Origin of the sequence: Campylobacter hepaticus, assembly GCF_001687475.2 — a bacterium.
Classification (GTDB): domain Bacteria; phylum Campylobacterota; class Campylobacteria; order Campylobacterales; family Campylobacteraceae; genus Campylobacter_D; species Campylobacter_D hepaticus.
This window is the reverse complement of record NZ_CP031611.1, coordinates 1,472,596-1,486,324: the sequence shown is the minus strand read 5'-3', so window position 1 is coordinate 1,486,324 and position 13,729 is coordinate 1,472,596. Positions and strand designations below refer to the sequence as shown.

The window sequence follows — 13,729 nt, the reverse complement described above, 5'->3', positions numbered from 1 at the left end:
TTATCCTTTAATTTTGAATGTATGTTAAAACAATTTTTATACCTGAAATATTATCAAAAAAACTTACTTTATCATAACAAACTTGATAAAAAATTTCATAATTTTTACTTTTTAAATTTTGCTTAAAACCACAACTTGTTTTTTCTATGTTACGACCCTGCCATAAAACATTTTTATTTAAAATATCTTTTAAAATATCCTCATAATATATATTTTTAAAAAACTTTTGATTAAATACTTCCTTATCATAACATATAAAATTCAGGCATATTTTATCTTTTATTTTTATTTGAAAGAAAGCTCGTCCTAATTTATAAACCTCTAAATTTAACATATGATTTTCTTTTTTTAAAAAAGCCACATCATGAATTTTTACCATAGGAGAAATAATCAAAGTGTTTAAACTTTGAGTTGAAGCATTTTGATTTTTTACACTACATCCATAAATAAAAAAAACTAATACTGCAATAAAGCAATATTTCATAATTTAACCTTATTTAAAATTTTTAAAACTAAGATTAAGCTCTAATTGAAGATTTTTAAGTAAACTCATTGTTGCTTGCAAATCATCAATTTGCTTAGCTTTAATACGAATTTCTTCTCCTTTCATGGAAAAATCTACTTTCAGTTTACTATCTTTAATTGCTTTATTGATTTTTTTTGCACTTTGACTATCTATATGATCATTAACTTTTAAATTTAAACGAAATATTGCCCCATGTTCACGAGAAAGCTCTTTAATAGCATTTGCATTAATACCTCTTTTAATTAACTTTACAATCAGTGTATCAACTAATACATTTAACTTTGATTCACTAGAACATCCAAGTTTAAAAATCTTATCTTTTTCACTGAATTCAATTTCATATTTTATGCCCTTTAAATCATAACGAGTTCTAAGCTCTTTTTTTGCCTGCTCAAAAGCATTTTTAAGCTCTTGCTTATCTAATATCAAAACTGTGCTCATTTGCCATTTTCAATCCATTCTTTAAGATTATTAAAGACCATATCCATTAAGACACTTAAAGCTTCTTTACTCGCCCATGCTACATGTGGAGTAATAATTAAATTTTCCTTATTTTGAATATTTAATAGTGGATGATTTTCTATCATAGGCTCATACTCTAAAACATCTAAAGCTACACGAATATTTTTTTCATCTATAATTTTTGCTAAATCTATTTCATTAATAATACCACCTCTACCGACATTAACTAAAATTGCACCATCTTTTAAAAACCGTAAATTATTAAAATTGAGTAAATTATAAGTTTTTGCATTTAAGGGTGCATGAATACTTACAATATCACAACTTTTCAATAACTCATCTAAACTTAAATGTATAAAATCTAAATTATGATTTGTCCCACTAGTGGAATAATAATAAATTTGAGCTCCAAAAGTTTGAGAAATTTTTGCCACTTCTTTGCCTATAGCTCCTAAACCTATAATACCATGTTTTTTACCATTGAGCGTATTTAAAATCCTGCTATAATCAGTGAAAATAGGACTATTGCACCATTTGCCTTCTTGACTCCATTGAGTATAATAAACAACATGATTTAAAAAAGCAAATATTAAAGCAAAAGTATGCTGCACAACACTCATAGTAGAATATCCTGCTGCATTTTTTACTATTATACCTTTTTGCTTGGCATATTCAACATCAATATTATTTACACCTGTAGCAGTTTCTAAAATAAGTTTTAAATTCCCGCATGCATCTATAACCTTTTTATCAATTACTACCTTATTAGTCATAACAACATCAGCATCTTTTAAACGCTCAATAGTTTGTTCTTTACTTGTTGTATTATAAACCTCTAAAGAACCCAATTGTTTAAAAATACTTAAATCATAAGTCCCTAAAGTTGCTGCATCTAAACATACAATTTTCATTTTTAATCCTTAATAATATGACCTACAAATTTAGAATAATTATCAAGTATAAGACCACCTTTTCTAAAACCTAAACCACAAGCCTCATAAGCAAAAAAAACACCTGCTTGATAGTATTCATTTTCATGAGAATTAAATTCCACATATTCTTGATAAATTACTTTATTATTTGCATAAGGACCAACATTTTCATGTAAAATTTGTCCCTCTTTTATTATACTAATATTTGCTCCCTCTCGACCAAATACAGGTTTTTTTACATAATTTTTTCCTTCTAAAGGCTTATCCTTTGTCTCCAAAAGCAAAGGATGATTAGGAAAAAGCTCCCATAAAATTTTCAAAATTCCTTTAGATTGAAATAAAAGAGTATAAGCAGGATTTAAAATAATAGCCCTTTGATTACGCATAATTTGTGTTAAAAGCATAGCAAGTTCACCTTCTTCTATAGCTATATCTTCCCAAGGGATAAGTTTAAACCAGTATTCATAATTTTCACCATCTTTTAAAATTCCCTCTTCACTAAATTCAACTTCATCCACAAAAGAAAAATCAGTTTTAAAACCTGATTCTTTAGCAATGTGAGAAAGTAATTTTGTAGTAATTTCTTCTTCTTTGCTTCCTGCTACACTTGAAAATAAAATTTTCCATCCTTGATAATGATCTCTAAAACTTTCAATACTTTCATCAAGAGTAATAAGTCTTTTAAAATTATCCATCAAACCTTCATAAATATTATTAAATTGTGCACTCTCATCCATACCATTTTGTTTTAAAATCGCCCATTGTAAAATGGCACTTTCAAAAAGAGCTGTTGGTGTATCAGCATTAAATTCTATCAATTTTATAGGTCTACCATCAAGTCCACCTGCTAAATCAAAACGTCCATACAAATGCCAATGCACTTCATTTTCCCAACTCATTTTAATCGCATTAATCAGGTTAAAAGGTATACCTAATTCATCAAAACGATTATTATCTATAACATTTTGAGCTGCACTTATAAACATATCATAAAGCTCATTTACAGCTTCATAATATGCATTTGCCTCTTCATTTGTAACACACACTAATTTATTGCCAATATAATCACTCCCATCTTCATCTGTATGCCATGAAAAACCTATGCTTTCTAAATAATCTTTTTGAAGTTTATTAACTTGTAATAATTGCATTTTATATCCTTAAGAACCAAAAGATGAAGAACTAGAACTTGCCTTAGATCCTCCTCCGAAAAATCCTGATTTTTTAACTCCTGAACCAGAATTTGTTGCACCTGCCTTATTAAAACTATTTACACTTCTTTGATAAGCACTTTGATTAGAAAAAGCACTGCGTTGTTGATTGGCAAAATTTTGATTATTAAAAAGCTTTGAACCTATCCAGCTTCCTAAAATTGCTCCTGCAGCACTTGCAAGCAAAGCCTCACCTAAACCTAAACCTCCATTGCTAATTTGTCCATTATCTTTAGTTAAATTAGAAGTTCCATTATCAATTTTCATTGCTTCTTGTTTAATCAACGCATCCATTTCTTCTTTGGATAAAATACGCTCCATACCATTAAGTTCTTTTAGTACAACTCTTGTTTCATCACTTGGATATTGATCTTTAATCTTATATTGTCCTGGAGCCAATTCCTCAATAATAACAAAAGCCCCTTTTGTATTAGCTGCTTGATTTAAAATATCTGCATCTTGATTATTATTTTGACATCCTACCAAAACACCACCTGCAACAGCTGTTAAACCACTAATCATACTAAGCTGAATAATTTTTTTAATTTGTTTCATAAATCTATCCTAATTTAGAGGCAAAAATTTTCTAATTTTTTAAGAATTTTAACAAAAAATAATAAATATTTTAATAATTAGTAGAATATAAAAAAGATAAAAAGCCCATTTGGGCTTTAAGCTTAAAGTCTTGATTCATAACGTCTAAGCATATAAAGTCTTTTAAGCATTTTTTTACGTGCTGAAATTTTTTGTTTTTTACGAATTTCAGTCATAGGCTCAAAAAATCTTCTTGCTCTTACTTCAGTTACAACTAGATTCCTATCTACTTGTTTTTTGAATTTACGATAAGCCTCATCAAAAGACTCATTAGGATGCACCTTAATTCCTGGCACAGTCCTCACCACCTTTCTATAAAAATAAATTTTTAGCTTATTATTATAAAATTTTTCTTATTAATTCTAACTTAGAAAGCATTTAAAAATTGTTTTAGTTTTATCAGATATAATTATTAAATTGCAAAGTTAATGTTTTATTAAGATTATGAACTTGGAATTTTAAAATGCAAGGATATATTACAACTTATACAAAAAAGCGATATTTTGTATATTTAATTGCAAGTATTGTTATACTTGTTTTGCCTTTTATAAGAATAAATGGAAACCATTTTTTTCTTTTAAGTTTTGATCATTCTAAATTAAATTTATTTTTTATGTCTTTTTCAACGCAAGAATTTTATCTCATGCCCTTTGTTCTTATATTTCTTTTTTTATTCATCTTTTTTATTACAACTTTAAGTGGAAGAATTTGGTGTGCTTGGACTTGTCCTCAAACTATTTTTAGGGTTATATATAGAGATATTATTCAAACTAAAATTCTTAAAATTCGTCAAAATATTAATAATAAACAAAAAGAATATCAAGGAAAGTATTTTAGAAAATTTATAGGAATAATTCTTTTTTATCTCATTTCTATAGCTGCTATAAGTAACTTACTTTGGTATTTTATTCCTCCTGAAGATTTTTTTTATTATATACAAAATCCTCAAGAACATTTACTTTTAATGGGAATATTATTTTACGCTAGTTTATTATTTACATTTGATATAACTTATTTAGCTGAAAAATTTTGTATTTATGTTTGTCCTTATGCAAGAATACAATCTGTTATGTTTGATCATGATACTATGCAAGTTATTTATGATGAAAAACGCGGTGGTTTAATTTATAAAGATCATAATAAACTTTACAAAAAACCACCTCAAGGAGAATGTATAGGTTGTGAAGCTTGCGTTAGTATTTGTCCTACACATATTGATATACGCAAAGGTATGCAACTTGAATGCATTAACTGTCTTGAATGTGCAGATGCTTGTTCAAAAGTACAAAATAATTTTAATAGACCAAGTCTAATTAACTGGACTAGTGCCAAAGCTATCCAAACAGGCGATAAAATTCATTATTTAAGATTTAGAACTGTAGCTTATTTTATCATTCTTTTAATTGCTTTAGCAATCTTAATTATTATGGGAAATAAAAAAGAAAATATGCTCTTAAATATTAATCGTAGTAGTGAATTATACAATATTTCAAATATTAAAGGAGAAACAGTCATTTCAAATGCTTATACTTTTTTATTTCAAAATACAGACTCTAAAACTCATGAGTATTATTTCAAAGCGAATTTAGAAGGAGTTGATGGTGGAATTGAAATTATACGACCAAAAAAATCTTTTATATTAAAAGCAGGAGAACAAGCTAAAAAAATAGTAGTGATTAAAGCTACAAAAAAATTAGCAAACTATGATCAAAAAGATACGATCTTAACTCTTCATATAAAAGCTTATGCTACAGATGATCAAGAGATTTCAGTTTCTAGAAAAAGTATATTTGTATACCCAAAAAGCACAATCATAAAGGATCAATAATGAATTCAAATAAAACACCCTCAAAGAAAGTTTTAGCTAGACAAGAAAAAATTAAAAATGTAGCCTTAGAACTTTTTTTAACAAAAGGATACCAAGAAACAAGTCTTAGCGATATTATTAAATTATCTGGAGGTTCTTATTCTAATATTTATGATAGTTTTAAAAATAAAGAAGGATTATTTTTTGAAATTTTAGATGATATATGTAAAAAACACTTTCACCTTATTCGCTCAAAAACACAAGAAATTAAAGATGGAAGCTTAAAAGAAATTTTAATTTCTTTTGGAATGGCTTTTGTAGAAATTTTCAATCAGCCAGAAGCTGTAGCCTTCGGTAGAATTGTCTATTCTCAAGTTTATGATAAAGACAGACATCTTGCTAATTGGATAGATAATAATCAACAAAATTTTTCTTATAATATTCTTATGGATTTTTTTCAACAACAAGAAGATTCTTTCATGAAAAAAAATGCTGAAAAACTTGCTATTACTTTTTGCACCATGCTTAAAGAACCCTATCATCATCTTAATGTTTTAATCAACGCTCCTTTAAAAAATAAAAAAGAACAAAAAAAACATGTTGAATTTATAGTCAATATTTTTCTAAATGGAATTAATAGCCATAAAAACCTATCTTAAAATAACAAATTTATTAACTAAATTAAGATATAATTAACCAAAAAATAGCTTAAAAAATTTTGTAATTTTTATTACAAAATTTTAACATTAAATTTTTCAAGGCAAAATTATGAGATTATTTCCAAAAAAAATTATTCTAACTTTAAGCATTATATCCTTATTCATTGCTTGCACTAAAGAACAAACACCAAAAATGCAAATGCCGCCTCAACCTGTAACAACTATGATGGTACACTCTGAAGATTTACCACTTAGTTTTACTTATCCAGCTAAGCTAGTTAGCAATTATGATGTTATTATAAAACCTCAAGTTAGTGGTATAATAGTAAATAAACTTTTTAAAGCTGGCGATATTGTAAAAAAAGGACAAACTTTATTTATAATAGAACAAAATAAATTTAAAGCTAATGTTGATATTGCTTATGGACAAACCTTAATGGCTCAAGCAAATTTTGAAAATGCCAGTAAGGATTTTAATCGCTCCAAAACTCTTTTTAATAAAGGCGCAATCTCCCAAAAAGAATATGATGCTGCTCTTGCCACATTTGATAATTCCAAAGCTCATTTAACAAGTGCTAAAGCTCAACTTCTAAACGCAAAAATCGACCTAGATCATACAAAAATAAAGGCTCCATTTGATGGCACCATAGGCGATGCTTTAATTAACGTAGGAGATTATGTAAGTGCTTCATCAAGTGAACTTGTTAGAATTACTAATTTAAACCCTATTTATGCAGATTTTTTTATTTCAGATACAGATAAACTTAACTTGGTTCGCAACACTCAAAATGGAAGATGGGATTTAGATAATATCCATGCCAACTTACATTTTAATGGAGAGACAATTAAAGGAAAGCTTTATTTTATTGATTCTGTAATTGATGCTCATAGTGGCACAGTAAAAGCAAAAGCTATTTTTGAAAATAACAATTCTTCATTATTACCAGGAGCTTTTGCAACAATTACCTCAGATGCATTTATACAAAAAAATGGCTTTAAAATACCCCAACTAGCTATAAAACAAGATCAAAACGATGTTTATGTTTTTCTTTTTAAAAATGGAAAAGTAGAAAAAGCTTCCATACATATAAGTTATCAAAATAATGAATATGCTATCATTGATCAAGGCTTACAAAATGGAGATAAAATCATCTTAGATAATTTTACAAAAATTCATATTGGTAGTGAAGTTAGAGAAATTGGAGCACAATAATGTTTTCTAAATTTTTTATTGAAAGACCTATTTTTGCTTCAGTTGTTGCCATTATTATTTCTTTAGCAGGTCTTATAGGGCTTGTAAATTTACCCATAGAACAATACCCTTCTTTAACTCCTCCTACAGTTAAAGTGAGTGCAACTTATACAGGAGCAGATGCTCAAACTATAGCCTCAACAGTTGCCACTCCTATTGAAGATGCTGTTAATGGTGTCGACAATATGATATACATGGAATCAACTTCAAGCTCCTCAGGAAGCATGAATTTAACTATATATTTTGAAATAGGTACAAATCCAGATCAAGCAACTATAGATGTTAATAATAGAGTTTCAGCTGCAATTGCAAAAATGCCAGAAGCAGTAAAAAAACTTGGAGTAACGATAAAAAAAACCTCATCAACAACTCTTGCTGCAATTTCAGTATATTCAAATAATGGATCTATGAATTCCACAGACGTATATAATTACATTTCTTTAAATATTTTAGACGAATTAAAAAGAATACCAGGTGTAGGAGATGCAAATGCCATAGGCAATCGCAACTATTCTTTAAGAATTTGGCTCAAACCTGATTTATTAAACAAATTTAATGTAACAGCCACTGATGTAATTTCTGCAGTTAATGATCAAAATGCTCAATATGCAACAGGTAAAATAGGGGAAGAACCCCTTACTCATAAATCTCCTTATGTTTATTCCATTACTATGCAAGGCAGATTACAAAATCCTGAAGAATTTGAAAATATCATCCTAAGAGTCAATGATGATGGATCCTTTTTACGACTTAAAGATGTAGCTGATGTTGAGATAGGTTCAGAACAATACAGTTCTCAAGGACGTTTAAATGGTAATGATGCAGTACCAATTATCATCAATCTGCAATCAGGAGCTAATGCATTACGTACGGTAGAACTTGTACAAAATAAAATGCAAGAACTCTCCAAAAGTTTTCCCGCAGGTTTAACTTATAAAATTCCTTATGATACAACAAAATTTGTGATACAATCTATCAAAGAAGTTATAAAAACCTTTATTGAAGCATTAATTTTAGTTCTTATCGTAATGTATATGTTTTTAAAAAATTTCCGGGCAACACTTATTCCTATGATAGCAGTTCCTGTCTCTTTACTAGGAACCTTTGCTGGACTTTATATTTTAGGTTTTAGTATTAATCTACTTACATTATTTGCCTTAATTTTAGCTATTGGTATTGTTGTAGATGATGCTATTATTGTGGTAGAAAATATTGACAGAATTTTACATGAAAATGCACAAATAAGCATAAAAGATGCCGCTATTAAAGCCATGCAAGAAGTAAGCTCTCCTGTAATTTCCATAGTACTTGTACTTTGTGCTGTTTTCATACCTGTTTCTTTTATATCAGGTTTTGTAGGAGAAATTCAAAGACAATTTGCATTAACTTTAGCAATTTCTGTAGCCATATCAGGCTTTGTAGCTCTTACTTTAACTCCATCTTTATGTGCTCTTTTTTTAAGACGCAATGAAAAAGAACCTTTTAAATTTGTAAAAAATTTTAATGATTTTTTTGATTGGAGTACTGCTATATTTAGTGCTGGAGTAGCATATATTCTCAAAAGAACTCTTCGCTTTGTCCTTATTTTTTGTATTATGCTAGGAGCAATTTTTTATCTTTATAAAGCTATACCAAATTCCTTAGTTCCTGAAGAAGATCAAGGCTTAATGATAGGCATTATCAATCTTCCTTCAGCATCAGCTGTTCATAGAACAATTTCACAAGTTGATCATATAAGCAAAGAAATTCTAAAAACCAATGGAATTCAAGATGCTATGGCTATGATAGGATTTAATCTTTTTACCAATTCATTAAAAGAAAATGCAGCTGCAATGTTTATAGGATTAAAAGATTGGAAAGATAGAAATATTAGCGCAGATGAAATCAGCATGCAACTTAATAAAAAATTTGCTTTTGATCGCAATGCTTCAAGTATATTCATAGGCTTACCTCCTATACCTGGATTAAGTATTACAGGTGGTTTTGAAATGTATGCACAAAATAAAAGTGGGAAAAGCTATAACCAAATTCAAGAAGATGTAAACAAACTCATCATTGCAGCCAACCAAAGAAAAGAATTAGCTAGAGTGCGCACCACCCTTGATACTACTTTCCCACAATATAATCTTATAATAGATAGAGATAAATTAAAACATTTTAATCTTAATATGCAAGATATTTTCAATACAATTAATGCAACTATTGGTACTTATTATGTCAATGATTTTTCTATGTTGGGCAAGAATTTTCAAGTTAATATTCGCGCCAAAGGGGATTTTAGAAATACCCAAGATGCATTAAAAAATATTTTTGTACGCTCAAATGATGGAAAAATGATACCACTTGATTCTTTCTTAACCCTACAAAGAAGTTCAGGTTCTGATGATGTAAAACGTTTTAATCTTTTCCCTGCAGCACAAATACAAGGACAACCTGCACCAGGTTATACTTCAGGACAAGCAATACAAGCTATTTCAGAAGTAGCAAAAGAGACTTTAGGAGATGATTATTCTATAGCCTGGAGTGGATCAGCCTATCAAGAAGTTTCAAGTCAAGGAACAGCAAGCTATGCTTTTATTTTAGGTATGATCTTTGTATTTTTGATTCTAGCAGCCCAATATGAAAGATGGTTAATTCCTTTAGCGGTTATTACAGCTGTACCTTTTGCTGTTTTTGGTTCTTTTTTATTTGTTTATTTAAGAGGTTTTAGCAATGATATTTATTTTCAAACCGGATTGTTACTTCTTATTGGACTTTCAGCCAAAAATGCAATTTTAATTGTTGAATTTGCCATGGAAGAACGTTTTAAAAAAGGTAAAGGAGTATTTGAAGCCGCTTTAGCAGCAGCAAAACTCAGATTTCGTCCTATCATCATGACTTCTTTAGCCTTTACCTTTGGAGTTTTACCAATGATTTTTGCCACAGGAGCAGGTAGTGCTTCAAGACATTCTTTAGGAACAGGACTAATAGGAGGAATGATTGCAGCTTCTACTTTAGCAATTTTCTTTGTACCTTTATTTTTCTATCTTCTAGAAAATTTCAATGAATGGCTAAATAAGAAAAGGAATAAAATCCATGAATAAAATAATATCAATAAGTATTATAACAAGCTTTAGTCTTTTTATTTCAGCTTGTTCTTTAAGTCCAAATTTAATAATTCCTGAAATAAATTATAATATTGATAATAAATTAGGTGCTTTAGATTGGGAAAAAGAAAACAATAATACTATTAACAAAGAATGGTGGAAAGAATTTGAAGATAACAATTTAAATAAAATTGTTGATTTAGCACTTCAAAATAATAGCGACTTAAAACTTGCTTTTATCCATATGGAACAAGCAGCAGCTCAATTAGGTATAGATTTTAGCAATTTATTGCCTAAATTAGATGCTAGTGCTAATGCTAATCGTATAAAAACTTCTATTAACCATCCTAATAATCGTACAGGCGAAATAAGCTATGATAATGATTTTAAAATGGGAGCAAATTTAAATTATGAAATTGATCTTTGGGGAAAATATCGCGATACATATCATGCTTCACAATCAAATTTTAAAGCAAGTCAATATGATTATGAAGCTGCTAAAATTTCAATAATTTCAAAGACAATTCAAACTTATTTTAATTTTATAAATGCTTATGAAAATGAAAATACCCTTAAACAAGCTTATGATTGTGCACAAGAAATATACACAGTTCATAATGAAAAATTTAAAGTAGGTGCTATAAGTGAATATGAACTTGCTCAAACAAAAGCTAATTTAGAAAGTATAGCTTTACAATATAATGAAATGAAGTTGAATAAAGAAAATTATCTTAAAGCTTTAAAAATTTTAACCTCAAATGATCTTAATGATATACTTTATAAGCATCAAAATTATCAAGTTTTTAATTTAAAAGAATTTAATATACCAACTGGAATTTCAAGTACCATTTTACTTCAACGTCCAGATATTAGCTCTTCTTTAGAAAGACTTATTCAACAAAATTATCTAGTTGGAGTTGCTCGTACAGCTTTTTTACCTAATCTTTCTTTAACAGGATTTTTAGGATTTGAAAGTAAAGATTTAGATATTCTTATTGAAGGAGGATCTAAAACTTGGAACATTGGCGGTAATTTTACAATGCCTATTTTTCATTGGGGAGAAATTTATAAAAATGTAAATTTAGCCAAACTTAATAAAGATGCCGCTTTTATAAACTATCAAAATACTTTAATTACAGCTTTTGGAGAAATTCGCTATACTTTAATAGCTAGAAAAACTATACGTTTGCAATATGATAATGCACAAGCAAGTGAACAATCTTATAAAAAAATTTATGAAATCGCAAAAGAACGCTATGATATAGGAGAAATATCCTTGCAAGATTATTTAATAACATATCAAAATTGGCTTAATGCTCTAGTCATTTTCAATAACACCAAATACGCTTATGCTAATTCAATTATAGATCTTATTAAAGCTTTTGGGGGTGGATTTAAACAAGATGAATATATTAACAAAGAAAAATAAAAATAGATATACCTTTTAGAGAATAAAATACTTTATTCTCTAAATCATTTTAAAAATCTTTATTTAAATCCTCATCTGTAATTTCATAAGCTTTATAAATACTTGGTAATAATTTTCTGATTGCATAATCAAAATGATAAAATTGCTTATACACTTCTTCTGAATTTAAATTCTTGGCATTTTTAAAATCAAATACTTCAGTATTAGCAATTTTAGAGATATTTTGATCAAAATAAGAATAAAATTGCTCTCTTTGTTTAAAAAAAGCATTTAAATTTCCAATAATCTTAGTTTTATCCATGTTATATCCTTTTTAAATAATTTTATAAAACTTATATCATTTTTTAGTTTAAAAAAGAAAAAATTTACCCCTATTTTAGCTAAAAATTGTTAAAGTTATGTTTTATTATATTAATATTTAGGTAAGTTATGAATTTATTACAAAATTTAACTTTAAAATATTCTCATTTTATGATGGAAAAATCCCTTCAAAAAAATTTAAATGTCAAACTTTTAAATAAAGCTCAAGAAAAATCTCCTAAAAATAATAAAACTTATATGCTTTATGCCCATATACCATTTTGTCATACTTTTTGTCCTTATTGTAGTTTTCATAAATACTATTATGAAGAAAATTTAGCTAAAATATATTTTAAAAATCTTCGAGAAGAAATTAAAATCATAAAAGACAAAGGTTTTAACTTTAATTCTATGTATGTAGGCGGGGGTACAACACTCATTAATGAAGATGAATTATTAAAAACCTTAGAATTATGCAAAAAACTATTCAATATAAAAGAAATTTCATGTGAAAGCGATCCCAATCATATAGATCCTCAAAAACTCTCTATGTTTAAAGGCATTATCGATCGTTTAAGTTGCGGAGTTCAAAGTTTTGATGATGAAACATTAAAAAAAATAGCAAGATATAATAAATTTGGATCTTCAAAAGAACTTCAAGAAAAAATTTCAAAAGCCTTAAATATCTTACCTATTTTTAATATCGATTTAATTTTTAACTTACCTGGACAAAGTGAAAAACAACTTTTAAACGACTTAGAAATTGCTAAAAGTTTAGCTCCGCAACAAATTACCACCTATCCTTTAATGAAATCCAACCTTACAAAAAATAATATTGCTAAAAGTTTAGGGACTAGTCTTAAAGATAATGAATTAAACTATTATCAAATCATATGTAATTTTTTTAAAAACTACATACAAAATAACAGTTGGAGTTTTTCTTTGGAAAAAAATAAACTTAATGATGAATATGTCAGTTCTCATCATGAATACTTAGGTATTGGCAGTGGAGCTTTTAGTTTTTTAAATGGAGAGCTTTTAATCAATGCTTTTAATTTAAATCATTATGCAAAACTCATTCAAGAAAAGCAAAATGCTAATATTGCAAAAGCTTGTTTTAGCAAAAAAGAAATCATAAAATATGTTTTTTTAAATGAAATTTTTTCAGGACAAATAGAAATTGAAAAATTTAACAAAACTTTAAATTGCAATTTAGAACAAGAACTCTACTTAGAACTTTTATGTCTTAAAACAAGTGGGGCTATAATAAAAGATAAAAATACCCTAATTGCAAGCAAATTTGGACAATACCTTTTCCTAGTTTTAATGAAAGATTTTTATACAGGTATGGATATGGTGCGTGCAGTTTTTAGAGATGATAAACGTCTTGAAAATAAAAATTATATTAATATTATGAAAGAAAATATTGATCCCTTTATTTTTACAAATATGGAGTTTAAAGCCTAAAAAG

Annotated in this window: 12 protein-coding genes and 1 pseudogene; 6 read left to right on the top strand and 7 right to left on the bottom strand. The window is 27.7% G+C overall.

Going from position 1 to position 13,729, the window contains the following annotated elements; genetic code table 11:
* Positions 1-7 precede the first annotated feature (7 nt).
* From A2J15_RS07385 to rpsU, 6 genes and pseudogenes are all read right to left on the bottom strand, one after another.
* Positions 8-484, bottom strand: coding sequence for a hypothetical protein (locus A2J15_RS07385; RefSeq protein ID WP_066777946.1), 477 nt, complete (start codon positions 482-484; stop codon positions 8-10).
* 9 nt (positions 485-493) lie between these two features.
* Positions 494-974, bottom strand: a pseudogene (locus A2J15_RS07380) (YajQ family cyclic di-GMP-binding protein).
* Entirely contained in the window at positions 964-1,899 is a 936-nt protein-coding gene (locus A2J15_RS07375) for a D-2-hydroxyacid dehydrogenase (protein WP_066777943.1), read from the bottom strand. Before A2J15_RS07375 ends, A2J15_RS07380 begins: the two are co-directional and overlap by 11 nt.
* Positions 1,900-1,901: 2 nt before the next feature.
* On the bottom strand, positions 1,902-3,071 hold the full coding sequence (locus A2J15_RS07370; RefSeq protein ID WP_066777941.1) for a glutathionylspermidine synthase family protein: 1,170 nt from the start codon (positions 3,069-3,071) through the stop codon (positions 1,902-1,904).
* A 9-nt stretch (positions 3,072-3,080) separates the two neighbouring features.
* Positions 3,081-3,686 carry a UPF0323 family lipoprotein gene (locus A2J15_RS07365; RefSeq protein WP_066777939.1) on the bottom strand — a complete coding sequence of 202 codons (606 nt, stop codon included), beginning with the start codon at positions 3,684-3,686 and terminating at the stop codon, positions 3,081-3,083.
* A 122-nt stretch (positions 3,687-3,808) separates the two neighbouring features.
* Positions 3,809-4,021 carry a 30S ribosomal protein S21 gene (gene rpsU / locus A2J15_RS07360; RefSeq protein WP_002780697.1) on the bottom strand — a complete coding sequence of 71 codons (213 nt, stop codon included), beginning with the start codon at positions 4,019-4,021 and terminating at the stop codon, positions 3,809-3,811.
* Positions 4,022-4,188: 167 nt separating this feature from the next.
* On the opposite strand from rpsU, the gene ccoG reads away from it, so the two are divergent.
* The 5 genes from ccoG (at position 4,189) to A2J15_RS07335 (ending at position 11,958) form a co-directional block, all read left to right on the top strand.
* Positions 4,189-5,553 carry a cytochrome c oxidase accessory protein CcoG gene (ccoG, locus tag A2J15_RS07355; protein ID WP_066777938.1) on the top strand — a complete coding sequence of 455 codons (1,365 nt, stop codon included), beginning with the start codon at positions 4,189-4,191 and terminating at the stop codon, positions 5,551-5,553.
* Positions 5,553-6,191 carry a TetR/AcrR family transcriptional regulator gene (locus A2J15_RS07350; protein WP_066777936.1) on the top strand — a complete coding sequence of 213 codons (639 nt, stop codon included), beginning with the start codon at positions 5,553-5,555 and terminating at the stop codon, positions 6,189-6,191. The genes ccoG and A2J15_RS07350 overlap by 1 nt, the downstream gene beginning before the upstream one ends.
* Positions 6,192-6,300: 109 nt before the next feature.
* Positions 6,301-7,404 (top strand): efflux RND transporter periplasmic adaptor subunit, encoded by a 1,104-nt coding sequence (locus A2J15_RS07345; RefSeq protein ID WP_066777934.1) that lies wholly within the window; start codon positions 6,301-6,303, stop codon positions 7,402-7,404.
* On the top strand, positions 7,404-10,526 hold the full coding sequence (cmeB, locus tag A2J15_RS07340; protein ID WP_083074281.1) for a multidrug efflux RND transporter permease subunit CmeB: 3,123 nt from the start codon (positions 7,404-7,406) through the stop codon (positions 10,524-10,526). The genes A2J15_RS07345 and cmeB overlap by 1 nt, the downstream gene beginning before the upstream one ends.
* Positions 10,519-11,958, top strand: coding sequence for a TolC family protein (locus A2J15_RS07335; protein ID WP_066777930.1), 1,440 nt, complete (start codon positions 10,519-10,521; stop codon positions 11,956-11,958). Before cmeB ends, A2J15_RS07335 begins: the two co-directional genes overlap by 8 nt.
* A 49-nt stretch (positions 11,959-12,007) precedes the next feature.
* Here A2J15_RS07335 and cmeU read toward each other — a convergent pair whose 3' ends face one another.
* Positions 12,008-12,259: a CmeU family protein gene (gene cmeU, locus A2J15_RS07330; protein ID WP_066777928.1), complete on the bottom strand. Its 252-nt coding sequence runs from the start codon at positions 12,257-12,259 to the stop codon at positions 12,008-12,010.
* Between the two features lie 128 nt (positions 12,260-12,387).
* On the opposite strand from cmeU, the gene A2J15_RS07325 reads away from it, so the two are divergent.
* Positions 12,388-13,725 (top strand): coproporphyrinogen III oxidase family protein, encoded by a 1,338-nt coding sequence (locus A2J15_RS07325; RefSeq protein ID WP_066777925.1) that lies wholly within the window; start codon positions 12,388-12,390, stop codon positions 13,723-13,725.
* Positions 13,726-13,729: the final 4 nt, after the last annotated feature.

Coding starts and splice junctions, on each gene's coding strand:
- A2J15_RS07375 (WP_066777943.1), bottom strand. CDS start 1,899: ATGAAAATTGTATGTTTAGATGCAGCAACTTTAGGGACTTATGATTTA.
- A2J15_RS07365 (WP_066777939.1), bottom strand. CDS start 3,686: ATGAAACAAATTAAAAAAATTATTCAGCTTAGTATGATTAGTGGTTTA.
- A2J15_RS07335 (WP_066777930.1), top strand. CDS start 10,519: ATGAATAAAATAATATCAATAAGTATTATAACAAGCTTTAGTCTTTTT.
- A2J15_RS07350 (WP_066777936.1), top strand. CDS start 5,553: ATGAATTCAAATAAAACACCCTCAAAGAAAGTTTTAGCTAGACAAGAA.
- A2J15_RS07385 (WP_066777946.1), bottom strand. CDS start 484: ATGAAATATTGCTTTATTGCAGTATTAGTTTTTTTTATTTATGGATGT.
- A2J15_RS07345 (WP_066777934.1), top strand. CDS start 6,301: ATGAGATTATTTCCAAAAAAAATTATTCTAACTTTAAGCATTATATCC.
- A2J15_RS07370 (WP_066777941.1), bottom strand. CDS start 3,071: ATGCAATTATTACAAGTTAATAAACTTCAAAAAGATTATTTAGAAAGC.
- cmeU (WP_066777928.1), bottom strand. CDS start 12,259: ATGGATAAAACTAAGATTATTGGAAATTTAAATGCTTTTTTTAAACAA.
- ccoG (WP_066777938.1), top strand. CDS start 4,189: ATGCAAGGATATATTACAACTTATACAAAAAAGCGATATTTTGTATAT.
- cmeB (WP_083074281.1), top strand. CDS start 7,404: ATGTTTTCTAAATTTTTTATTGAAAGACCTATTTTTGCTTCAGTTGTT.
- A2J15_RS07325 (WP_066777925.1), top strand. CDS start 12,388: ATGAATTTATTACAAAATTTAACTTTAAAATATTCTCATTTTATGATG.